The 21,702-nt window shown below is 44.1% G+C and carries 22 protein-coding genes; 11 read left to right on the top strand and 11 right to left on the bottom strand.

Features of this window, described 5'->3' with window-relative positions; translation table 11 throughout:
* Positions 1-4: 4 nt before the first annotated feature.
* The 4 genes from cobA to glgX form a co-directional block, all read right to left on the bottom strand.
* On the bottom strand, positions 5-796 hold the full coding sequence (cobA, locus tag QMY49_RS18470; RefSeq protein ID WP_038890465.1) for a uroporphyrinogen-III C-methyltransferase: 792 nt from the start codon (positions 794-796) through the stop codon (positions 5-7).
* Positions 796-951 (bottom strand): hypothetical protein, encoded by a 156-nt coding sequence (locus QMY49_RS18465; RefSeq protein ID WP_009695888.1) that lies wholly within the window; start codon positions 949-951, stop codon positions 796-798. Before QMY49_RS18465 ends, cobA begins: the two co-directional genes overlap by 1 nt.
* A gap of 254 nt (positions 952-1,205) precedes the next feature.
* Positions 1,206-2,927: a sensor domain-containing diguanylate cyclase gene (locus QMY49_RS18460; protein WP_080994678.1), complete on the bottom strand. Its 1,722-nt coding sequence runs from the start codon at positions 2,925-2,927 to the stop codon at positions 1,206-1,208.
* A gap of 252 nt (positions 2,928-3,179) precedes the next feature.
* Positions 3,180-5,147: a glycogen debranching protein GlgX gene (glgX, locus tag QMY49_RS18455; protein WP_283315940.1), complete on the bottom strand. Its 1,968-nt coding sequence runs from the start codon at positions 5,145-5,147 to the stop codon at positions 3,180-3,182.
* A 446-nt stretch (positions 5,148-5,593) separates the two neighbouring features.
* Here glgX and QMY49_RS18450 point away from each other — a divergent pair, with 446 nt between their 5' ends.
* The 5 genes from QMY49_RS18450 to QMY49_RS18430 all read left to right on the top strand — a co-directional run bounded on the left by QMY49_RS18450 (position 5,594) and on the right by QMY49_RS18430 (position 12,530).
* Positions 5,594-6,871, top strand: a complete 1,278-nt coding sequence (locus QMY49_RS18450; RefSeq protein WP_005449575.1) for a maltoporin — start codon at positions 5,594-5,596, stop codon at positions 6,869-6,871.
* 100 nt (positions 6,872-6,971) lie between these two features.
* Positions 6,972-7,781 (top strand): MalM family protein, encoded by an 810-nt coding sequence (locus QMY49_RS18445; protein WP_005449574.1) that lies wholly within the window; start codon positions 6,972-6,974, stop codon positions 7,779-7,781.
* Positions 7,782-8,109: 328 nt separating this feature from the next.
* Positions 8,110-8,616 (top strand): glycosidase, encoded by a 507-nt coding sequence (locus QMY49_RS18440; RefSeq protein WP_029788722.1) that lies wholly within the window; start codon positions 8,110-8,112, stop codon positions 8,614-8,616.
* 86 nt (positions 8,617-8,702) lie between these two features.
* A complete protein-coding gene (locus QMY49_RS18435) occupies positions 8,703-10,325 on the top strand; it encodes an alpha-amylase family glycosyl hydrolase (RefSeq protein WP_050921378.1) in 1,623 nt (540 codons plus the stop codon).
* 585 nt (positions 10,326-10,910) lie between these two features.
* Positions 10,911-12,530: an endonuclease gene (locus QMY49_RS18430; RefSeq protein ID WP_085319703.1), complete on the top strand. Its 1,620-nt coding sequence runs from the start codon at positions 10,911-10,913 to the stop codon at positions 12,528-12,530.
* 48 nt (positions 12,531-12,578) lie between these two features.
* Here QMY49_RS18430 and QMY49_RS18425 read toward each other — a convergent pair whose 3' ends face one another.
* Entirely contained in the window at positions 12,579-14,015 is a 1,437-nt protein-coding gene (locus tag QMY49_RS18425; protein WP_069217904.1) for an aminotransferase-like domain-containing protein, read from the bottom strand.
* Between the two features lie 110 nt (positions 14,016-14,125).
* Here QMY49_RS18425 and QMY49_RS18420 point away from each other — a divergent pair, with 110 nt between their 5' ends.
* The 4 genes from QMY49_RS18420 to QMY49_RS18405 all read left to right on the top strand — a co-directional run bounded on the left by QMY49_RS18420 (position 14,126) and on the right by QMY49_RS18405 (position 16,694).
* A complete protein-coding gene (locus QMY49_RS18420) occupies positions 14,126-15,043 on the top strand; it encodes a DMT family transporter (RefSeq protein ID WP_005449569.1) in 918 nt (305 codons plus the stop codon).
* Between the two features lie 61 nt (positions 15,044-15,104).
* Positions 15,105-15,392, top strand: coding sequence for a hypothetical protein (locus QMY49_RS18415; RefSeq protein WP_005449568.1), 288 nt, complete (start codon positions 15,105-15,107; stop codon positions 15,390-15,392).
* Between the two features lie 71 nt (positions 15,393-15,463).
* On the top strand, positions 15,464-15,835 hold the full coding sequence (locus QMY49_RS18410) for a c-type cytochrome (RefSeq protein ID WP_253650093.1): 372 nt from the start codon (positions 15,464-15,466) through the stop codon (positions 15,833-15,835).
* A 331-nt stretch (positions 15,836-16,166) separates the two neighbouring features.
* Complete coding sequence (locus tag QMY49_RS18405; RefSeq protein WP_005449560.1) at positions 16,167-16,694, top strand: hypothetical protein; 528 nt, start codon at positions 16,167-16,169, stop codon at positions 16,692-16,694.
* Between the two features lie 94 nt (positions 16,695-16,788).
* Here the strand turns inward: QMY49_RS18405 and QMY49_RS18400 are convergent, their stop codons facing one another.
* Both QMY49_RS18400 and QMY49_RS18395 read right to left on the bottom strand, forming a co-directional pair.
* Positions 16,789-17,217: a MarR family winged helix-turn-helix transcriptional regulator gene (locus tag QMY49_RS18400; RefSeq protein ID WP_009695880.1), complete on the bottom strand. Its 429-nt coding sequence runs from the start codon at positions 17,215-17,217 to the stop codon at positions 16,789-16,791.
* A 10-nt stretch (positions 17,218-17,227) separates the two neighbouring features.
* Positions 17,228-17,869 (bottom strand): cytochrome b/b6 domain-containing protein, encoded by a 642-nt coding sequence (locus QMY49_RS18395; protein ID WP_005449551.1) that lies wholly within the window; start codon positions 17,867-17,869, stop codon positions 17,228-17,230.
* A 133-nt stretch (positions 17,870-18,002) separates the two neighbouring features.
* Here QMY49_RS18395 and QMY49_RS18390 point away from each other — a divergent pair, with 133 nt between their 5' ends.
* A complete protein-coding gene (locus tag QMY49_RS18390; protein WP_283315932.1) occupies positions 18,003-18,446 on the top strand; it encodes a c-type cytochrome in 444 nt (147 codons plus the stop codon).
* A 65-nt stretch (positions 18,447-18,511) separates the two neighbouring features.
* The gene (locus QMY49_RS18385; protein ID WP_009695877.1) at positions 18,512-19,171 is read left to right on the top strand and encodes a hypothetical protein; all 660 of its coding nucleotides are present in this window, start codon (positions 18,512-18,514) and stop codon (positions 19,169-19,171) included.
* 16 nt (positions 19,172-19,187) lie between these two features.
* Here the strand turns inward: QMY49_RS18385 and QMY49_RS18380 are convergent, their stop codons facing one another.
* From QMY49_RS18380 to QMY49_RS18365, 4 genes are all read right to left on the bottom strand, one after another.
* The gene (locus tag QMY49_RS18380; RefSeq protein ID WP_283315928.1) at positions 19,188-19,637 is read right to left on the bottom strand and encodes a GNAT family N-acetyltransferase; all 450 of its coding nucleotides are present in this window, start codon (positions 19,635-19,637) and stop codon (positions 19,188-19,190) included.
* Between the two features lie 83 nt (positions 19,638-19,720).
* Positions 19,721-20,251 (bottom strand): GNAT family N-acetyltransferase, encoded by a 531-nt coding sequence (locus tag QMY49_RS18375; protein ID WP_283315925.1) that lies wholly within the window; start codon positions 20,249-20,251, stop codon positions 19,721-19,723.
* Between the two features lie 66 nt (positions 20,252-20,317).
* Positions 20,318-20,788, bottom strand: a complete 471-nt coding sequence (locus tag QMY49_RS18370) for an HAD family hydrolase (RefSeq protein ID WP_005449534.1) — start codon at positions 20,786-20,788, stop codon at positions 20,318-20,320.
* Between the two features lie 446 nt (positions 20,789-21,234).
* A complete protein-coding gene (locus QMY49_RS18365) occupies positions 21,235-21,699 on the bottom strand; it encodes a GNAT family N-acetyltransferase (protein ID WP_009697287.1) in 465 nt (154 codons plus the stop codon).
* Positions 21,700-21,702: the final 3 nt, after the last annotated feature.

Here is a 21,702-nt window from a genome sequence, read left to right as displayed (position 1 = left end):
AAAACTAATGAATCGTGCGTTCTAAACAGGGCTCGGCGGTGGACTCAAACCATTCCAGTGACTGTGAAAGGGAAACCACGTCTCCAACCACTATGATTGCTGGCAGTGGTGGTTTTTGCGTTTTGCAGGTTTCATACAGTCCGGCTAAGGTAGTGACGATCTTGTTTTGATTTTCTCGTGTTCCATTGCTGACGATGGCGCAAGGTGTATCTGGCGCGAGACCGTGAGCAATGAGGTTGTCTGCAATCGCTTCTGCTTTGTGTAGCCCCATGTAGAAAATTAGGGTGTGGTCGATGGCGGCAAGTGCGCTCCAATTCGGTTCGCTAGCATCATTACAGTTTCGTCCCGTTACCAAGGTTACACCCCTCGAAACTTGTCTATGAGTGACCGGTATCCCCGCGTAAGCGCAGCATCCAAGTGCCGCAGTTACACCCGGTACAACCTCATAGTTGATGCCTTGCTGTGTTAAATAGGTCGCTTCCTCACCGCCTCGACCAAATACAAACGGGTCGCCCGCTTTTAAGCGACATACCGTCAGACCTGTGATTGCGTAGCCCTTCATCATTTCGTTGATTTCTGCCTGCGTTTGCGAACACTTACCGTAGTGTTTACCCACGCAGATTTTTAGGGTTTTTCGTGGAATTACATCCAAGACTTCTTCCGAAACCAGATGGTCATAAAGCACAACATCAACACGATTGAGCAGACGAAATGCTTTAATGGTGAGCAGTGATGCATCGCCTGTGCCCGCCCCAACCAAATAAACCTGACCATAAGATGGATTGGATGCCTTCATTAAAAAATACCCCAAATCAATACAACGAATAGGATGGCGGCAATGAGCCAATAAAACACTTGATGAACGTTGTCGCTAATCCAACCTAGCTCCTCTAACATCTCGTTAGTCAGGTCTAAATTTATTTGCTCTATGTAATCGTCCAGTTCTTTCATTTTCAATTGGCTTCATGCAATCCCCTGATGTATTTAAGGTTATTGGTGAGAGCCGTTAAGTTAAATCAAAGAAAAATAAACACCTGTTCAGAACTGATTAACGAGAGGGTGTTTGGGGGCAGAACTTGAGTCGGTTAAAAGACGGGAAAGAGGAAAGGGGAGTGTCAGTTTTTTTGATTTAACTGACTGTAATAAAAACAAAAAAGCCAGAGCGATGTTTGCTCTGGCTTTGTCGTTTTTGGAAAAGAAAAGCGTTATGCTGCTTTTAGGTGGCAGACGCGATTCTTGCCCAATCTTTTTGCTTGATAAAGCGCTTTGTCAGCTTGCTCCACCACGTGATGGTAACTGGTTTCTAATGGTGTAAATCCAACACTTGCCGTAAATCGCACATCGCCACAACCCAAAGTGAGATGGCTTCTTTGCAGCACCGTTAGGAAGTTATCCAGTTGGTGTTTGGCATCGAATTCGTCATTGGCTTGGAACACGATTGCAAACTCTTCACCACCATAGCGCGCTAAACAAATCCCTTTTGGTTTAGGGAAACAGTCGCGCATCACTTCAGCTGTTTTTTGGATGACCAAATCGCCCACTGGATGACCGAATTTATCGTTGATGTATTTGAAGTTATCAATATCGACCATCGCGATAAAACGGTTCTCTGAATGAAGCTCTCTCGACACTTTTGCAGCTAAACACGCTTTATTTTCGAGTTGCGTCATTGGATCTTGATGGCGTAAACGGTCATGCAATTTGAGGTTTGCCAACGCTACTTGGGCGTAGTTCTGAATCAAACTGAGCACGCATTTGTAGGTTGGGAATCGGCAACTGACGTAAGTCACCCCAAGCAGTTCTCGTCCATCAAACAACGGAATGCAGTAGTGGTTACTGTTGATCTTGAGCTTTTTCGTCAACTCGTCGCCGTACTTCTTGTTGCGGTAAGTCAACGCACTATGAGAAAAACGCGCCGCGAGTTCGGCATCGGTTAAGACGAGCTTTTTGTTACCGTGATAATCGAGGGTGTAAAAGCTGTAATTCAAGCTGTCGTATAAACAGAACTGTATGCCTCTGTGATAGCAGAAACGATCCAAAACATGCTTGAGTTGGGTTTTGAACTCATCAACGCTCTCAGTGCCATTTAGGCGCGCGAGTGACAAATGCAGTTGGTAAGTGAGGTAATTGATACCAATCGCTAGAGCTAATAAAGAAGCAATGACACCTGCAGTAAGAGTAAATGGATAACTGTTGTTGAGGATGTCGGCGCGGTCTGTGCCCGCCACAAACACCCAGTTTAATCCGTTGTCTGCGTCGAAGACCGAAATCTTAAAGTTATCTTGGTAATAGTATTCATGTTTACCAAACAACAATCCTGCGGCTACTTTCTCGCTAATGCCACCGTGATAACTGACAGAGTTATCGCCAATTCGGCTTGGATCAGGATGGAACACCAAGCGTTCGGTGTCTCTGTCTACGACAAACACATAGCCTTTGTTCAAAGTTTTAAGACCGCGTAGCTGCTGAGTAGTATGGAGGAGATCGAACTCTAACCAAAGTTGGTATTTGAGGTCTGGGTTGTCATGTTTGATGGCAAATACCCAGCGTTGTTGCGGGTTTTGGTATAGCGAAGAGATGGAAAATTTATCACTGACGGTATTCAGCTTATGCCATAAGATCTTGCTGATATCCGCTTGTTTTACCTGACCAGAAAGACCATAGGCAATGTTGCTATCTGTCGTAGTGTAGAGAATGTTGGAGTACTGTGGTGAGTAATCGATGATGCCTTGGCTTAGCTCACGAAAGTCAGGATCATTAAGGTCTTGCTTGCTTGTCTTTAGTGCGGTTTCTAGTAGATAGAATTTGCTGAAAGCCGCTTCGATTTGGGAGTGGATCAGCCGCTCGGCGGTGATGATATTGGTTTGAGATTGCCGATAAACCATCGACTCAGAATCAACTAACTGAGCATAAGCCAGATAGACCATAAATCCTGCGAGAAGTAGCAGGTAAGGCCGCAGAATACGGATTAAGAATTTAGGTAAAGCCATGGTGCCAAATTACGTTGTAGATATTATAAATGTGATTTGGCTAACGATATTAGATTAGTTTCATTATCGCATCAATGCGTATGGTGTGTTCTTTGACCTGATTGATGGATATCTGCTCGAAACGTCCATAAAACAAACCCAGCATGCAGCTGGGTTTGTAAGAACTTGTAGGATTGGACGGCGAATCCGTTAGGCTTCTTGCTTTGGGTTATAGTGCAAAATTGCCATCGAAGTTGGAGACAACAAGACTTCTCCTTCCGCATGTCCTGGGTTTAGGTTACGTACGTTGGTATCGCACACCGTCACCCATTCTTGACCACGCTCACTTGGCAGCTTGAAGCGCGCTGGTGCATTGGTTTGGTTGATCAAGTAAACCAATTCTTGCCCTTCTTTACCAATGCCTAAATGCAGCGCTACTGAGCTTAAACGGTTCCAATCGTCATGTTCCATCAAGCTGCCATCAATACGACGCCAGAAGATGCGGTTGTTATTACGATTTTCACCACTAAAAGCGCGAATGAATGGCACCATGTATTGATTACGGTTTGCCACCATTTGTGAAATCCATGCTTTGAAATCTTGCTTGCGCTCAGATGTTGCCCAGTTCAACCAGCTAGTTTCGTTATCCTGACAGTAGGCGTTGTTGTTGCCACCCTGCGTATGGGATAGCACATCTGCAGTCAGGATATGAGGAATACCGAACGCGAACAGCAAGCTAGCAATCAGGTTGCGTTTTTGCTTTTCGCGTGTGGCGATGATCATTAGGTTTTCGGTTTCACCTTCAACGCCATAGTTTTCCGAGCGGTTATCACCATGACCGTCACGGTTCTCTTCGCCGTTGGCTTCGTTATGTTTTTGCTTGTAAGACACGAGATCTTGCAAGGTAAAACCGTCGTGATATGTGATGTAGTTGACTGTGAGTTTGTAAGGCCAGTTCGCTGCGCTGTAGATATCACGAGATCCCATCAAGCGCGTCGCAAACTCTTTTAGGTAACCTTGATCGCCGCGCCAGAAGCTGCGGGAGATGTCTCGTAGTTTGTCGTTACACTCGTTCCAACCAAATGGGAAGTTACCCACTTGGTAGCCATTAGGACCGATGTCCCAAGGTTCTGCAATCAGCTTTGTCTCGCGAAGAACTGGGTCTTGCGCGACCGCTTTAAAGAATGCCGCTTCAGGGTTGTAATCGTCCCCTTGGCGACCGAGTGTTGCTGCCAAGTCAAAACGGAAACCATCAACTTTAAATTCGCTCACCCAGTAACGCAGCGTATCCATAACGAGGTTAAGTGCTGGCTGATAAGTCAGGTCCACCGTGTTGCCACAACCAGTGAAGTTCGCATAGTGAGGACCATGCTTGATGTAACAGCGAGGATCGAGTGCTTTTAGGTTGAAGATAGTCGGACCTTCACCGCCTTCCGCCGTGTGGTTGTACACGACATCAAGAATCACTTCGATGCCGTGCTTGTGCAGCTCTCGAATGGTAGTTTTGAGTTCTGTGACGGCATCTTTTTCGGCATAACGAGGATCTGGCACCATGAAAAGGTAAGGGTTGTAACCCCAATAGTTCACCTTATCCATCTTAAGCAAATGCGGCTCGTGCATACACGCAGCAACAGGTAGCAATTGCAACGTATTGATGTTTTGTTGTTTGTAAAACGCCAACATCTCAGGTGACGATAAACCTAGGTAACGTCCTCTGTCATCACTTGGGACCTCTGGGTGTTGTTGAGTTAACCCTTTTACGTGGGTTTCAAATAACACCATCTCTTCTCTTGGTATGCGAGGGTGATCGGTGTCTTGCCAATCGAAGTGATCCTCGATAACGACACATTTAGGCATATCAAAGCTTTTTGCAGGAGAGAAAGGAGGTTGGTAGTGGAGGGCTTTATCAATCGACTTTGCGTAAGGATCAGAAATCAGCAAAGGTTGGTCTTGATGCGTCACCACATAGCCATACTTTTGCCCAGATTTAATGTCTGGAATAAAAGTATGACGAATACCTGCATATTCATTTGGTAAGTCGTACAGTGCATAGCTGCCGTCTTCTGCAAAGAGCGCAAGTTGAATGTCTTTACTGCTTGGCGCATGAATAGCGAAGCTACAACCTTCTTTATTTAGGGTTGCACCAAGTGGGTAGGGGCGAGAGTGAAGTCGTGTCATCAGAGATACTTTTTTTAATATTTATTGCTACCTTTAAGAAACTATAAGTAAAAAACTTTGTCTTACTTAGGTCAACCACCTTAGAACGAAAATTATCACTGTAATTAAATTACTTTCTACGTCCTATTTTTGACGAAAATATGAAATGGCTATCACTTTGTAGCCACTATAAACCGAAGAAACTTACTAATTCCTCCCTAGATTGGTGATCTGACTCGAAAAAACACCATTCGGTAATTTTTCTCATCCTTTCTCATCCCCCCTAAATTAGTTTGGGGTGGAGGACGTCATCCTTGTACGCCTTGGGTAATCTTAAGACTGTTGAAACAAACGGGGACTTGTTCCCATCTTACCTCTCTTTCTTTAGGTGCATTTTTACTGCCTATATTCACCTAAAAGAGTGAGCAGGGAAGACAGAATTATAAATACCCTTAATGGAGTTAAGAATGAAAAAAGTAAGTGTAATTGCTGCTGCTGTTGCTGCAACTTTAGCTGCTGGTTCTGCTTTCGCAGTGGATTTCCACGGCTACATGCGTGCTGGTGTTGGTGTGAGCGCTGATGGTGGCCAACAAGTAACATTTGAGAAGAACAAAATCGGTCGTCTAGGTAACGAAGGCGATGTATACGGTGAAGTTCAACTAGGTAAAGAAGTTTACAACAACAACGGTAAAACGTTCTACGTTGACTCAATGTTCGCAATGACTTCTAACGGTTCAAACGACTGGGAAAGCACTTCGGCTAACTGTGGTCTAAATGCTAAGGGCGACAAAGTAGAGTGTGTTGACGATGCACAATTTGCTCTACGTCAGTTCAACGTTCAAGCTAAAGGCGTTCTAGACTTCGCTCCAGAAGCAACGCTATGGGCTGGTAAACGTTACTACCAACGTCACGATATCCATATCTCTGACTTCTACTACTGGAACATTTCTGGTGCTGGTGCTGGTATCGAAAACATCGAAGCGGGTCCAGGTAAACTATCTCTAGCATGGGTACGTAACGACCGTAGCGATATCACTGACCCAGGTAACGACGGTAAAGCTGCAAACGTAAACACACTTGATGCACGTTACGCAGGTCTTCAACTATGGAACAACGCTTCTCTAGAGCTAGGTCTTAACTACGCACTAGTTAACGAAACTGACGCTGCGCCAAACAGCACTAAAGATGCAAAAGATGGCGTAATGTTCACAGCTGAATTGACTCAAGGTCTAGATTCAGGCTTCAACAAAACTGTAGTTCAGTACGGTACTGAAGGTTACTCTAAAACAATGGCGTTTTACGGTGACGGTAGCTGGTACGGTGCAGAAGCGAAAGATGGCGCATCTGGTTACCGCCTAATCAACTGGGGTGTAATCGGCATGGGTGACAGCTGGGAAATGGGTCACCAGTTAGTATACGGTGTTGGTGAAGAAATGTGGGCTGGTCAAGACAAGTGGGAAACTATGTCTGTAGTCGTTCGTCCAATGTACAAATGGGACGACAACCATAAAACTATCTTCGAAGCGGGTTACGCGATTGATGATAACGACGGTGACGAAAACAAATACGGTAAGCTAACAGTTGCTCAAGCATGGTCTGCTGGCTCTAGCTTCTGGGCTCGTCCTGAAATCCGTCTATACGCTTCTTACCTAACAGCGGATAAAGCGGACAACTCAAACACATTCGACAACGGTCGTTCTGACGATACATTCCAGTTCGGTGTACAAGCGGAAGCTTGGTGGTAATCATCTAACCATTAAGTCCTAAATTGTCCTAGAATGATACAGCCAGAACCTATCTGGCTGTATTTATTTCAAAAACAATAACGAGTCGAGGTAGACGGTAATGAAAAAATGGCTTGCTCCCGTGCTGTTGGGAATGTTGGCTACGGGTTGTTCTTCTGTAGAACAAGTAGACATGAGCCCGAAAGGTCAGCAACAAGTGATCACGCAGTCGGGTGATATTCAATGGGTACCAATTGATGTACCTGCGGTTACTGAGTTCGCTTTGACTGATAAAAGCCAAATGCTATTAGATGGTAATAGCGCAGGCGCAATTGCAGCGTTCGCTCTACCGGGTAATCGCGGCAGTCTCGATATCAAACTAGAGACATTCGTAAACAAGAACCTAGAGTTCTATGCACCAAACGTCGTTGTAATGAATGCGGCGGGTGAACCTATTTACCAAGCAGATTTTTCAAAGTTTGAGTACGTGCCAGCAAAACTACTGGATAACGATAAGTTCGTACTTGAAATGAATGTAATTCCAGACATGACAGGTAACGATTTGCATGTGTTGGTTTACACCACTTCCGATGATCTAAAAGGAAGTTCAGAAGTTCTTCACCCTGCAAAAGCCTTCGCACTGGCAAATCACACTCAGCCGCCAGATATTGCAGATCCTCAAGCGAAACACAGCCCACTTGGTCAGTTCCGCTTCTCAGTATCCGCGAACGATATCGTGAATACTAAAATTGTCGCGAAAAACGACAATATCCCACAAGGTACGGATTTAACCAGCTACTACCACAGCTCGATTAAAGCAGCGGTCGCGGCTAATGATATTCCGAAAGCACTAACACTGCTTGATGAAGCGAAAGAATTGGGCATCGAAGGTGCACAAGAAGTATTTGTGAAAGCAGTAAATACAAAATAATTAAAAAAAGGTCAGCGATATGCTGACCTTTTTTATTACTCTATTTGAGTGTTTAAAACTCACCCCTACATATAGTTAGCTTATTCACAAATTTATTTGTTTTACTTTGTTTTTTATATTTAACAGATCAATAATTAAATTGTGTTCCTAACCTTACTCGTCATCGATTAGGAAATAATTAAACCTATCAAAGTAATCTGGCTCAGCAAGATATAGAATAATATTCTTTATCGGTAGTTCGATATTTTGTTCTTTTTAAATATTAAACTTTTACCAACTTGGTGAGTTTTTATTTACTTTGGAATATTAAAAAGGAATTAACGTGAAAATGAACATGATGAAAACATCACTTGCTGCTGCCTTACTTGTTGCTCTTGCTGGCTGTCAATCAACGGCAGAACCAGAAGCGGCGGCTGAGCCTATTGTTAATCTATCTCAAGATGAAGTCGTCGCTTTTATGGCGGCTTGTGATAACCCAGATAGCACGGCGAAAGGTCCAATTTCTAAGCCACTGTTTGTTGTTGGTACGTTTGCTGATTCAGATTGGAAGCATGTACCTCAACGCCAATACACTTATAAAGGTAATAACTTCTACCAAGTTGTGACGCAAGAAAAAGCAGGCTCTTACAAAATGCAGTACGCGACAGAGTTGTGGTTCCCACAATTTACTGCGAAAGGCAATCGAATGAACGTGGGTGAATTAACACCACTGACTTTCGGTGGCTACGGAACGGATACAGCGGTTGATATTAAAGAAGATGGTAAATATGTTTGGAGTCTTCAATTTGAAGGCGAAGGCAAACCACTTCATGTAATGGTTAATAAGTGCCAATAATATGCCATTTCGTTATTTAGATTTGCTTTTTTTATTAACCCCTACATGGAGAACGTGTCGGGGTTAATTTTATTTGGGAGAGTTTAATGCACAATATCCGATATAATAAACTGCTTGGTAAATCGCTTATTGCGTTGAGTGTTGTCGGCGTTTTATCGGCATGTAATTCCTCTGGCGGCAGTGATAGTGGCAGTACACCACTTCCAGATTCGAGTTATGCCTGCCAAGCGAATGTGATGGAGCAAAGTAATCAGCTTCGCACGTATCAGATCATGGTTGAGAGCTTTGTCGATGGTGATTCAAACATAGGTCATGGGACCGGATATGGTACCAGTCATCACAATGGCGACTTACAAGGCATCATTGATTCCCTGGATTATATCCAAGACTTAGGCATGAATGCGATTTGGTTGACGCCAGTTTTTGAGTCTCAAGCGATTGCGGGACAAGATCACTGGGCAGATCGCTTGGATGCAACGGGTTATTTTGCTACGGATTATTTTAAGATTGATCCTCGCTTTGGCGATTTAGAAACGGCAAGAACCTTAGTTAATGAGGCACACAAGCGTGGTTTGTATGTCTTTTTTGATGGCGTATTCGGTCACCACAAAGAGGGATTGATCAAACCTTCTCCGTCTGGCTTGCTGCCTACTGGTGGTAGTAATCCTGTTGATTATCCTGCCAGCTTAGACTTCTACAAAGAAGTGGCGACCTATTGGGTGAAAGAGCTGAAGATCGACGGCTGGCGTTTGGATCAGGCGTATCAAGTACCAACGGATGCATGGACACAGATCCGCAAAGCCGTCGATGATGCTTCGCAAAGTGTGACTTACACAAATGCTGATGGCAAAGACGTTAACCCTCTTGGCTATATGGTTGCAGAGATTTGGAAGGGCGAATCTGATATCGCAAGTGAAGCGTATGGGTCTGCGGATGATCCCGCGTTGTGCTCGGCGTTCGACTTCCCAATGCGTTACCGCATCGTAGAAACGTTAGCGGTAAATGAAAGTGGCGTGGGTGGGCGAGGTGTTGATTGGTTGGATAATGGCTACCAAACGCACAATCAGTATCCATCCCATGCGCAGCCAAACTTAATGATTGGCAACCACGATTTAGTTCGTTTTGGTGACTTACTTCAACGCGGTGGTATGGCTGATATTAATGACGCCGAGTATTGGCAACGTCATAAGGCTGCGTTTGCTTTCCAAGCGGCTTATACCGGACCAATAACGCTCTACTACGGCGACGAAATTGGCGATCAAGTTGATGGGTTTGCTGCGAAAGAAGACAATAACACCTGCGCCGTGCGAGGCGTGTGCGATGACCATGTCGCCCGCAGCAGCGCTAAGATTGAGGGTGTGACAGCAACCTTGGATGCAAATCAAGTTGACCTAAAAAATTACGTTAAATCTTTGATGGCGATGCGTGCAGCTCATCCAGCCCTGTATCAAGGTTCTCGCGTTAACTTAGCGGCGAGCAATGGTAGTTATGTCGATCTGAAAAAGTCTGGCAGTGATCAGGTGTTGTTTGCGCTTAATACATTAGAAAGCGCTCGAAACGTTATTTTGACCGAGGCGCAAGTGGGTAGCTCTCAAGCGCTGGTGGACTTGCTAACGAACCAAACAATCACACCAAGTAATGGGCAATACCAGATCCCAATGTCCGCACTACAAGGGCGATTCTTTAAAGTAACGTCGAGTGTGCAATAGCATCTAAGGCTACTTGCTCATTAGTATTTTATTTCTATCCAAAGCCAAGTGCAGTCTTCTACCCCCATAGAGACTCACTTGGCTTTTTTTGTACGTTTTAGAAATCATATACCCAGCTAATTCCGAGATGCTTGGCTCAGCGAGAGTGATTTAGTTTTGTAGACGTGGCGGCGATTTAAAGGTTTAGTTCTTCTAAATCAAGAGCCGACAGTAAAGTCTACGGGACAAGGTCTTACTGTTTGCAAAGAGTACCCTTCGGGGAAACAGGAAATCCATGACAACGCTCTGAATCCTGTATCTTGAAGTTAATTGGGTATGACAAGTTCTGTTGTTTCGATTCCTATCTCTATCTCTATCTCTATCTCTATCTCTATCTCTATCTCTATACGCATGTTCTATCTTACTGTTTTATATCGAACAAACGATGCTATCCAAATCGAGAAACAGTACGCAATTTGTGAGATGCTCTGCACGATAATGAGAATATTCACATTCGTGCAACGTAAAATTGTGAGTTAACGCTTATTTATATGTGATCATTATGTTTATCTTTTCTTGGATTTATATAACCAATGGAAAATTATAATGAAATCCATAGCGAAACCCCTCTTTATCCTACCTTTGCTTTGCTCTCCATTCGCCTACAGTGACGTCATCAACGGTGACTTCGAACAGTGGAATGGCAATACGCCAACACAATGGGCTGTGATTGACTCTGGTATTGCGGTATCTCCTACTAGTAACCAAGTGCAGTCCGGTGGTTTAGCGGCGCAAGTAGTTGTGAATACGGGTACCCAAAGCAACACGGACTTTCTGCAAACCATTAATGTGGAGCAAGGGAAAACCTATCCATTCGCAGTGTCTGTTTATCACACTGAAGGCAATGTTAAAGCGCGTCTGATTGTTGATGGGTACCATGGTTATTCAAACCCTAAGCAAACCAATCAATGGCAACAGCTCACACACAGTTATACCGCATCATCAAATAAAACCATTAACGTTGGTCTGAGATTCTATGATGAATCGGGCTTTGATGGCTCTGAAGTAGTGTATGTCGATAACTTCCTACCTAACCAAAGCGGTGGAGGTACTCAGCCTCCGGTTGAAAGCTGTAATGATAATGAAATCCAACTGACTTTGACGACTGATAGTTACGGCTCAGAAACCAGTTGGGAACTGAAGGACAGTCAATCAAAAGTACTCTTCTCTGGTCAAGGTTTCGACTCTTCTAAAACCTATGAAAAGACCATGTGCTTAACCGATGGTGACTATCAATTTACCATCAATGATAGCTACGGTGACGGCATTTGTTGCAGCAGCGGTAACGGCTCGTACGCTTTGATGCTTGGTCAAAAAACGCTTGCTTCAGGTGGTGAATTTACTAAAACGCAAACCACCAGTTTCACGCTGGGTGAAACAACTACACCACCGGTCGTCGGGGAATATTACAAAGCGGCGGAAGGCAAAACAGGTTTTGCATTGAAAACGGCGTTGTTCAATATCATCAATAACCACACTGGTCGTGGCTACTCTGCGATTTGGACATTGGTGAAAGATGCCGATCTGGACAACTACTATGAAAAAGACGGCACAATCCTAGACATGTACTCAGAAAAACCATTGGGTAATGATGCTGTCAGCTTTACCAAAGTGACAGATCAGTGTGGTCAATACAAAGCTGAAGGGGATTGCTATAACCGCGAACACTCATTCCCGAAAAGCTGGTTTGGTGGCAAAGTTGAACCAATGAACTCAGACGGTCACCATTTGTTTGCGACCGATGGTTATGTGAATGCTAAGCGTAGCAACTGGCCATTTGGCGAGGTGGGTAGCAGCACTTATGTTTCTAATAATGGCTCAAAATTAGGCTCAGCCAGCACATCTTTGGGCTACTCAGGCACAGTATTTGAGCCAATTGATGAGTTTAAAGGTGACTTCGCTCGTGCTTACTTCTACATGGCAACACGATACGAAAACGTGATTGGTAATTGGGAAAAGAACTCAAGCAGTTCAGACGCTGTACTCAATGGCACAAGCACGACGGTATTTGAACCATGGATGCTTAACATGCTTAAGCGTTGGCACAAAAACGATCCGGTGAGCGCGAAAGAAATCAATCGTAACCAACAGGTATTTGATTTCCAGGGTAACCGTAACCCGTACATCGATCATCCGGAATTTGTCGAAATGGTTTGGGGTAACTAATCTCGTCAACAGACCCCAATAAAGCCGTCCACTTGGGCGGCTTTGTTTTTATTGGGCGAACTTCGCGATGAGCTTGGCGAGGGTTTCCATGGCTGGCTGCCAGTTTTTTTCAGCTCCGAAGTTCGCCACACTGAGGCGGATACAGTTTTGGTACTGCCCCTGCGTGCCAAATACAGAGCCGGGTAGAATACTGATCTTATGTTCATTACAGGCTTGATAGAGCGCGTAGCTGTCAGTTTTTGGTGGTAAGCGTAACCAAAGTAAGAATGAGCCTTGTACAGCATTGATTTGATACTTATTCTTTAATTCAAAGTGCGCGTCTAAACATTGATTTAGCATTTGCAAATATCGACGGACGTTTGCTTGGTACACGCGACACATTCGCGCCGTATGCGTGCGATATTTCCCCGACGTCAAAAAGGTCGCTACCGCTGATTGCATCAAGTTCAAGCTGCCCATGTTTTCACACAATAAATACTGCTCGACCTGAGCGCGATAACGCCCTGCCAGCATCCAACCAATGCGAAGCCGTGAATCGAGCGTTTTCGATAAAGAATTCACATAGATCACTCGTTGTTTTTCATCCAACTTTCGTAGGCTTGGCAAAGTCTTATCGAAGCTCAACGCACCAAATACATCATCTTCAATGATGGGAACGTCTCTAGAGACCGCGAGTAGCTGCTTTCGTCTTTCAAGTGGCATCAGAGAGCCGGTTGGATTGGTAAAGTTCGGTGTGACGACAATGACTTTGATCTCCCATGTTGCCATTGCTTTTTCTAGTGCGTCTGGGTCCATACCATCTCGGGGGCAGCTTGGGATCTCAACCACTTGTAAACCAAGCGATTCAAGCATTAATAAGTTACCGAAATAGCACGGTGATTCGACAGCGACAATATCGCCGGCTTGTGTTGTTGCTCTTAATGCAAGGCTGATTGCTTGTTGGGCACCATGGGTTACCAGAAGATCGTCAACATTCGCAGGGGTTCCCAGATCTTGAGTGATCTTAGCCAACTGTTTGATCAACAAATCATCGCCTGGTGGCAATTGATAATGGCTGGATATATGGCTTTGCTGGCGACTATGGCGACCAATTTCGGCATACAGACTTTTGATTGCTGGGGCATCAATATTTGGGTGTGCAGAACCAGTCGGAAGCCGCTCTTGATACTCAGGGTAAGTGAGGATTTGCTTACACACGGAAAGTAAATCCACACGCGTAGGCTTGGCGATCTTGGCTTCACTTTGTTCCGTGGGTTTTACGCGATAACCGGATTTGGGCACAGAATAAACCATGCTTTGCGCTTCCAGCTCTTGGTAGGCACGGATCACCGTGTTTTTACTTACTTTAAGCTCGGTGCTTAATAGACGGATGGAAGGTAACTTATCGTCCGGTTGATAGACCCCATTACTGATCGCTTGTTTGAGGTGATGCTCGACGATCAAGTACTTATTCGCATCAAGCGTACTGATTAAATCTGTACCCATAAAAACACTTCCATCTGTCACTTTTTGAAAACACTGTACCTAACTACATTAGCAACATTCGAGATTGAAAAACATTCAAAATTTAAAAACAGGTAGAGTGAGGGCGCATAATGTTAATCAGAGCCATTCCTTTTGTATTCGTTATTCTTTGGGCTTCTGGGTTTGTCGGCGCGCGCTTTGGTTTGCAATACGCTGAACCAGCAACCTTATTGTCGATTCGCATGGCGTTTAATGTTTTGCTGTTCCTAGTGATAGTGGTCTTGCTGCGTCGTCGTATTCCAACGGGCAAGGACTTTTGGCACAGTTGTGTGGTTGGTGTATTGATTCACGGTTTTTATTTAGGTGGGACGTACTTTGCTATTAGTTTGGGTATGCCAGCAGGACTAAGCTCGTTATTGGTAGGTATACAGCCCATTTTAACTGCCGTGCTGCTGGTAGTGTTCGCTTCTGAGCAATTTAAGCCATCACAATGGATTGGTTTGTCATTGGGCTTTGTCGGCATTGCGATGGTGCTGATGGGTAAGATGGAATGGCAGTCGGATTTGCACAAAACTTTAGCGATTGGTGTGTGTTTGTCATCTCTGTTTGGTATTACCGTCGGCACGTTGTATCAAAAGAAATACTGTCAACAAGTGGACATGGTGGGAGGCGCAACGGTGCAATATTTGGCGGCATTGGTGATGTTTCTACCTGTTGCAATGCAGTTTGAAACCATGCAGGTGCAATGGACAGCGGAGTTTATTTTCACCTTGATTTGGTTAGTGGTTGTTCTGTCTTGCGTAGCAATTTTATTGTTGCTGTACATGGTCAAGAATGGTGCGGCATCAAGCGTTGCTTCTGTGTTTTACCTTGTGCCTCCAACCACGGCGCTTCAAGCTTGGTTTGCGTTCGGTGAGTCATTTGATTGGATGGGTATTATTGGCTTTGTGTTGGCAGCGACCGCAGTATATTTGGTGGCGAAAAAGCCTGAATTTCCAACGCTTAAATCAAAGTTTGCAAAGCAAAAACGTAAAATATACCTAAATTAGGTAGGGACATTTGCGTGCCAGAGAGTACAATCCGGCTCTCAATATTGTGTGGAGCCGGGTAATGACCGTCAAGCCAGATCGAATGACCGCAATGCGCGATATCATTGCACAAGTAAAAGCTGAACTGCCGATTTATGAACCAGAGACGTTTGTTTGTGGTCCTGAAGGACAATGCATTGGTTGTCCTAAAAAACTGTTGGAGATGGTCGATTCAGAATTGAGTTATTGGGAATCGGCGATGGAACGCGGTATCACTCCTCAATTTGATGAAATTCGTCGCTTTGGCAAAATGTGCACCAGCGTGCGTCGAGGTCTAGTACGTAATAACGTCCCTTTGTTGAACGCTTAATCAACACTTTTTCGACATCCCCTTCGTTACCTTGTCTTCATTGATTTAGCAAATGAAGACAAGGGGCACCCATGCGTAAATTCTTTTTCTCTGTTGTTTTCTTATTGCTTGTATCCAGCTCTGGATTTGCAGGCTATAAATGGTTTACCGATAACCAATACGGCGAAGCGGACCTAGTCGCAGGAAAGCAGCGTTTTGAGTCTTATTGTGTCTCTTGTCATGGTGATAAAGGGCATGGAGATGGTCTTGTTGCCAGAGCCATGGACATTAAACCCGATAATATATCTGCCGAGCTCTTAAACCCGTTTGGGACGAAAGTGGAGCTGATTGGTTCTGTCTTGGAAGGTGGTAATGGGCAGGGCGGTGCAATGCCACCATTCAAAACTGTGCTGAGTGAAAACGAAGTCAATGACATATTTGAATACATCAAAAGTATTAACTAAATAAGATTCTTATTTTAGAAACAAATACTTAACCTGATCGTTTGTGCCGTAGTAGTTTGAATTTAGTCGAGTTTTTTAGCTAATTGCTGAGTATGTTTCAGCACAACTTAGCGGCTGGTCTCAAGTTCTTAATTGGTTCGGTTTTTCTCTCAGTTAGTGCGTTTCTCTGCGTAATTTCAGCGATATATTGGCTCGGTTCTCACATGGAAGTGGGAGCGACGACCTTTACCCTCAGCCATTTCGCTGAATCAAGCATCAAGAGGCTACTTGGGTAACTATCATTTGTCTGTATGCCGAGAGATAAGAAGTGAAAGCAAAAGGATTTACGTTGATGGAAATCACCATTGTGCTCGCAACATTGGGATCCATTGCTCTCGCAGCTTTACCTGTCTTGCTCGATATCCACCGCCAAGCATACGCGTCTATGCTGCACAGTTCACAGTCCTCTCTGGGGACATCTCTTAAGTTTTTTCATGCCAAAGTTGTTATTGATGATGCACAGGATAGTCAACAAATCACTTATGTTGACCATCAAGTGAAGATGCTCAGTGGCATGCCGGAAGCAAGTGCGAACAGTATCCGTGCTTTATTGGAAATAGGATTACCCGCCAAGGGCAATTCACCCATCGATAAGCCGTGCCATGGCAGCGATTTTTGTATTATGGGCAATCAATTTCCTAACAGTGCACACTTTGTTGAGATCCCAAAATACCAATTTATTGATCACTCTGGTCTAGATCGTGTGGTGTACATCTGGCCGCAGGGCTATACCTTGGAAAGTGAGGCGTGTTATTTCTATTACGTTAATCAAGCATCAAATCGCTCAGTGGTAAGAGGGCATGTTACTGAAGGGTGTTAGGTACGGGCAAACTTGGCGTTCACCTAAAAACACAAAGCCCCAAGTTCAGAACTTAGGGCTTTGTTTATTCTTGGTTGGAAAACTCAGCGAAGCGCTAAATCTCTGCGACCAACTTTTTTAGTAGGCGTAACATCTCTTTCTGTTCAGCCGGCTCTAACGGGCTCATTAGTGCTTTATTGACGTTCAACGGAATTGGCAGCAAGGTTTCTTTGAGGTTTCGCCCTTCTTCCGTGAGGTAAATTCGGAATGATCGGCGGCTATTTGGATCAGGGTGGCGTTCCACTAAACCAAGCTTCTCAAGCTTGTCCAAAGTGCGAGTCGTGGTTGAGTTTTCTACCTTAGATTTCGCCGCAATATCGCGCTGTGTTACGCCCTCTTCTTCCCATAAACACATCATGGTTGGCCAAAGCGCTACTGTGAGACCATGCTTCTTGAGTTCGATCTCAAATCGCTTTGCCGCATCGTGTGCAACCACGTTGATCATCCAACCAAAACTGTCTTGTCTATCAAACTGTTCGCTCATTTTCTTTCTCTTATGATAAAGCAACGATTGTCATGGTAACCAATGTTGCGGCAACTAGCACCCCCAACGCACGGCTTTGCGGTGCGAGATAGACAATTTTTTGCTCAGCAACAGAGGTTTCTTTGATTGTTTTGGTCTGCTTACCAGTGATCATGGCTTTCACTAATGGTTTGCCTTTTAATTTATAAAGAAGGATCGCGCCAATATGTAAAGCGATCAATATTGGTAAAAGATCGACCAAGGTTAAATGTAGCCACTCCATGCCAGCGAATACGTCATCGTTAAGCCAAACTTCCGAATAAGGCCATGTGTCGAATACGCCACCAAGAGCCATTCCAGAAATACATTGAAGCAAGAGTGCTGTCAGCATGGTTACTACCATCCAGCCGCCAGCAGGGTTGTGACCAGCAGTGGCTGCCGATTTTCCCTTTAAATAAGAAATGACGTCTTCAGGGGAGCGGAGAAATTGACGAAATAGGTTAGTCTCACTGCCGATGAATCCCCATACCATTCGCCATACTAGCAGTGTGAATAATGCCAATCCAAGTTGGATATGAGGACCGTTACCAGACAGCCCAGATGTCATCAATGCTATAAAAAGTAAAACTTGACTCCAGTGGTAGAGCCTTGTTGCTAAGTCCCAAATCTTCATCATTTACCTCGATCGTTTTGTTGTGTGATGATCTTCTTTACGGTAATTTACACAACAATAGTTGCGCGCGCAATGATTGTTGTGTAAATTTAAATCCAACAACCCAACAATGAAGAACGATTAGGAGAAAGACATGAAAAAGACACTGGCACTGATTGCACTTTTACCGACCATTTTTGTACCAACAACGCTTTTTGCTCAAAATTTCAGCTCTCAAATCGACATGCGCCAGAATGCGTTTGAGCAAATTGAATCTCTATCGAAGCAAGCGGACAAGACTCTGAATGGCAGTAATACCGATTGGCAAGCTTTAGCGCAGATCGGCAATGAACTCTCTCGTCATAGCGAACATTTGCTACAAGCGTTTCCGCAAGGTAGCCAAGCTGATAGCAAAGCGAAGAAAGAAGTGTGGAGCAAGCCAGAGAACTTCAATCGTTTGATGGTGCAAATGGATGAAGGGTTCGTTCAACTGTATCAAGCAGCGCAAGATCAACAAGTTTCAGCAGCCGAGGCTGGACTCAAACAAGCCCAGAGTACTTGTCGTAGTTGCCATCGCGCATATCGTAGCCGCTGGTAATAGAGTCAACCACATTGAATTTAACTTGAAGCAGATAAGAAAATCGTAAAATGAAAGGTAACCTTATGAACAGAATCATCCTATTGAGCACACTTGCTGTTGCGTCTTTCTCAAGTTTTGCTGCTGATTATGGCGTTGAACTAGCCTGGAATACTAACGATGTAGAGCAGGTTTTACAGACATTACCAAAACAGAAAGCCGAATTTAGTCAACTTATCGAGCAAGGTGATGTGAAAGACATGTTCGTTTTACCAAGCAGTATTGATGGTAAAGTGGTACAAATTCTGCGTTTTGTTTTATCAGCAGAAAACGAAGCGGAAGTACAAGCAAAACTGCAAGACTTACCCATGTACCAACAAGATTTGGTGAAGATCGCGAGTATCCAACCTTTGGGTGCTAAATGGTTAGATAACACGCCTGAGAGTGATAACTACAGTGTGACATTGCGTTGGAAAGAGGGGGTTGAGGCTTTAGAAATGGACCGCGTATTGGGTGTCGATTTACAGCGTGTTATCAATCTGAACAACTCTGGTTTAATCACTTCGTCTTATATCAATACCCAAGTACTCGACAATGGCATTGAGCGTCCAATCTATTCAGTCGCTGTGTTAGCCAAGGATGCGCAGCAGGCACAAAACCTAATGTACTCTTTTGAAGCGGTTCAGCTTGGCTATGCGACATTTGAAATTGAATACTTGGGTAAAAAGTTAGATATGAAAAGTTAACCGAAAGTCTCTTTATTCAAAGCTCAAGATACAGGCGTAGCATATCTTTATGTTGAATGCCGTTTTCCCAAATTGGTTCTGGGTAGTGGAGTAAGAAATGATTTTTGTCCACGCTCTCTACCCTAAAACCTAATCGCTGATAATACGTCAGTTGATAACCAAAGGTACCCGTTCCCAATATCAGTTTTTGAAATGATTGACTTTTCATGGCTTCAATTGCAAAACGCAATAGATTTGAACCAATGCCGCGTTGTTGATGTATTGGCGCGACTGAAACGTTCATGATTTCAGCTTGTGTTTTCGAATGAGGTAATATCACACATGCACCAACAATTTGATTGTCTTCAATAGCGGCAAAGCCAATGGATGTATCAAGATATCGCTCAATGTTGTCTTGATTAGGGTCTGCCTCTAACAGCAAAGTCATTGGAATTCGGTTTGGTGGTAAAGGTTTAAATTCAATCATCACAATTACGTGTTAAGTCGTTGGGCGAGCGAGTATATCGAAAGGTCGGCTTTGTACCCAAGTAGCCTTGGATTCTTAGCTTATCAAGAATGGCTTTTGCTGCTAGCGTTCATTTCGTCTTGCTTTAACACCATTTTTTGAGTCATCAGATATTTGCCATTGGGTAGTAACACTTCTCCTAGCTCACCACCATGTTCGAAGCCAAATTGTTCATACAAAGCAATCGCTGCTTGGTTGGTCTTATAAACATTGAGAACAATGGTATCATAACCATACTTCCAACCACTTTGAATGGCGGTTGCTAGAAGTTTTGTTCCTAGTCCTTGGTTGCGATAATGACGATCAATGTGAATGCCAAGAATACCAGTTTTCGCAAACTCTCCACCTTCATAACCGCACATTTCGGCAGGGAAGATCTCAATACTTCCCACTAATTGCCTCCCATCAAAGGCGACAAACTGAGGGATGGATTCTTTTTCTACTCGGGTGATCACATCACTCAACATTGTTCGGTCAGGCGCAGGAGATCGTAAATACTCGCCTTCTTCATATACACGGTTCCAGAGCGCAATAAAATGGTCGATATCGTTGAGAGTAATCGGTCTGATCTGCATTCATCTTCCTTGATTAGTGCATTAAGTGTAGTTGGTTAAACGAGAGTTCCAGTAAAGCCTTGTTGGTTAGCCTAGTATCAGCTCCGATAAACAATGCACTTGAGACGGAATAGGCTTACTTGGAATAGGAAGGTTTTTAGGATTGAACCAAATGACGTTTAGCCCTGCATCCATTGCGGGATAAATGTCTTTTTCTGGTAAGTCTCCCACCATAGTGAGCTGGCTGGGTACTACGTTTAATTGCTCAGCGACCGCGAGATAGAAGCTAGGTTGATTTTTCGCAATACCAAGATTGGCAAAACAAAAGTAACCACTGATGTATTGGTCCAGTCCGACTCGCTGAAATGCCTTTTGCACGTCCTCCATTGCGGAGTCTGATGCACTGGTAGCGATATAAACGCTATGCTGCTGTGACAGTTTTTCTAGCGTTTCTCTGGCGAGAGGCATGGTCTCGACGTGTTCCCAATCGCACATTTTTCCTTGTGCGTGAGGGAAATCTACCATTAAGGTGTTCCCCCAATCGAAAAGATAAATCATGTTCGAATCTCCATTATACCCAAGTAACCTCGAGATGCTTGGTTCAGCGAGAATGACTCGGTTTGTAGACGCGTAGGCGATTTAAAGATCTAGTCACTCTAAATCAAGAATCGGCAACAAAGTATACAAGCCAAGGCCCTTACTATTTGTAACCTTACTATTTGTAACCTTACTATTTGTTAAGAGTACCCTTCGGGATCGTGTCATTGACTCGCTTTTTTAATTAAACCAATGGCTGCGTCAAACAACTTGAAAATAGCTGGCTATTACACTGCGTTATTTTCCTTGCTCTCGAATCAATGACAACGCTCTGAATCCCGCATCTTGAAGTCACTTGGGTATATCCGTACATCATATCGTCTTTTCAAAAAGGGGGAGGAAGGTGCCAGAAAGAATTGCGATTCAGGTTAGCTTTAATAGTAAATTTCGCTTAAATGCCGTGATCGTTACAAACATTTCAACATGATGCGCGAGCTCGTCGTAAAGTTGAGTTTGTCATAAAACTGCTGAGCAGCTTGGTTAAACTCCATTACTTCCAGCCTAATTTGAACGGCTCCTGACTCAATGGCCCATTGTTCTACTTGATTCATGAGTAGACTTCCCACTCCCTTTGATTTCTGATTTTCATCCACAACTATGGTTCCGATACGGCAGATTGGGTCTTTGATCAGAAAACTAATGGTTTCATTCTGCGTAATGCTTGCGGTCACAAAACCGATCGCTTGTTGGTTTTGTTCAGCAATTAGAATTAAACGTTCCTTATCTTCCAGAGCATTGGCAAGAAATTGTTTGTCTTGCTCCGAGGGGGCAACAAAGGCTTCAGGAGCATTGAGATGGTGAAGTTCACTGATCTGTTTGTTTAACGTAAATAGTGCATCAAGATCTTTGGGTGTAGCTCGTCTTATTTCCATGAT

Source organism: Vibrio harveyi (assembly GCF_030060435.1).
Classification (GTDB): Bacteria; Pseudomonadota; Gammaproteobacteria; order Enterobacterales; family Vibrionaceae; genus Vibrio; species Vibrio harveyi.
This window is presented reverse-complemented; position numbering and strand designations above follow the sequence as displayed.

Coding starts and splice junctions, on each gene's coding strand:
- cobA (WP_038890465.1), bottom strand. CDS start 796: ATGAAGGCATCCAATCCATCTTATGGTCAGGTTTATTTGGTTGGGGCG.
- QMY49_RS18465 (WP_009695888.1), bottom strand. CDS start 951: ATGAAAGAACTGGACGATTACATAGAGCAAATAAATTTAGACCTGACT.
- QMY49_RS18460 (WP_080994678.1), bottom strand. CDS start 2,927: ATGGTCTATCTGGCTTATGCTCAGTTAGTTGATTCTGAGTCGATGGTT.
- glgX (WP_283315940.1), bottom strand. CDS start 5,147: ATGACACGACTTCACTCTCGCCCCTACCCACTTGGTGCAACCCTAAAT.
- QMY49_RS18450 (WP_005449575.1), top strand. CDS start 5,594: ATGAAAAAAGTAAGTGTAATTGCTGCTGCTGTTGCTGCAACTTTAGCT.
- QMY49_RS18445 (WP_005449574.1), top strand. CDS start 6,972: ATGAAAAAATGGCTTGCTCCCGTGCTGTTGGGAATGTTGGCTACGGGT.
- QMY49_RS18440 (WP_029788722.1), top strand. CDS start 8,110: ATGAACATGATGAAAACATCACTTGCTGCTGCCTTACTTGTTGCTCTT.
- QMY49_RS18435 (WP_050921378.1), top strand. CDS start 8,703: ATGCACAATATCCGATATAATAAACTGCTTGGTAAATCGCTTATTGCG.
- QMY49_RS18430 (WP_085319703.1), top strand. CDS start 10,911: ATGAAATCCATAGCGAAACCCCTCTTTATCCTACCTTTGCTTTGCTCT.
- QMY49_RS18425 (WP_069217904.1), bottom strand. CDS start 14,015: ATGGGTACAGATTTAATCAGTACGCTTGATGCGAATAAGTACTTGATC.
- QMY49_RS18420 (WP_005449569.1), top strand. CDS start 14,126: ATGTTAATCAGAGCCATTCCTTTTGTATTCGTTATTCTTTGGGCTTCT.
- QMY49_RS18415 (WP_005449568.1), top strand. CDS start 15,105: ATGACCGTCAAGCCAGATCGAATGACCGCAATGCGCGATATCATTGCA.
- QMY49_RS18410 (WP_253650093.1), top strand. CDS start 15,464: ATGCGTAAATTCTTTTTCTCTGTTGTTTTCTTATTGCTTGTATCCAGC.
- QMY49_RS18405 (WP_005449560.1), top strand. CDS start 16,167: ATGGAAATCACCATTGTGCTCGCAACATTGGGATCCATTGCTCTCGCA.
- QMY49_RS18400 (WP_009695880.1), bottom strand. CDS start 17,217: ATGAGCGAACAGTTTGATAGACAAGACAGTTTTGGTTGGATGATCAAC.
- QMY49_RS18395 (WP_005449551.1), bottom strand. CDS start 17,869: ATGAAGATTTGGGACTTAGCAACAAGGCTCTACCACTGGAGTCAAGTT.
- QMY49_RS18390 (WP_283315932.1), top strand. CDS start 18,003: ATGAAAAAGACACTGGCACTGATTGCACTTTTACCGACCATTTTTGTA.
- QMY49_RS18385 (WP_009695877.1), top strand. CDS start 18,512: ATGAACAGAATCATCCTATTGAGCACACTTGCTGTTGCGTCTTTCTCA.
- QMY49_RS18380 (WP_283315928.1), bottom strand. CDS start 19,637: ATGATTGAATTTAAACCTTTACCACCAAACCGAATTCCAATGACTTTG.
- QMY49_RS18375 (WP_283315925.1), bottom strand. CDS start 20,251: ATGCAGATCAGACCGATTACTCTCAACGATATCGACCATTTTATTGCG.
- QMY49_RS18370 (WP_005449534.1), bottom strand. CDS start 20,788: ATGATTTATCTTTTCGATTGGGGGAACACCTTAATGGTAGATTTCCCT.
- QMY49_RS18365 (WP_009697287.1), bottom strand. CDS start 21,699: ATGGAAATAAGACGAGCTACACCCAAAGATCTTGATGCACTATTTACG.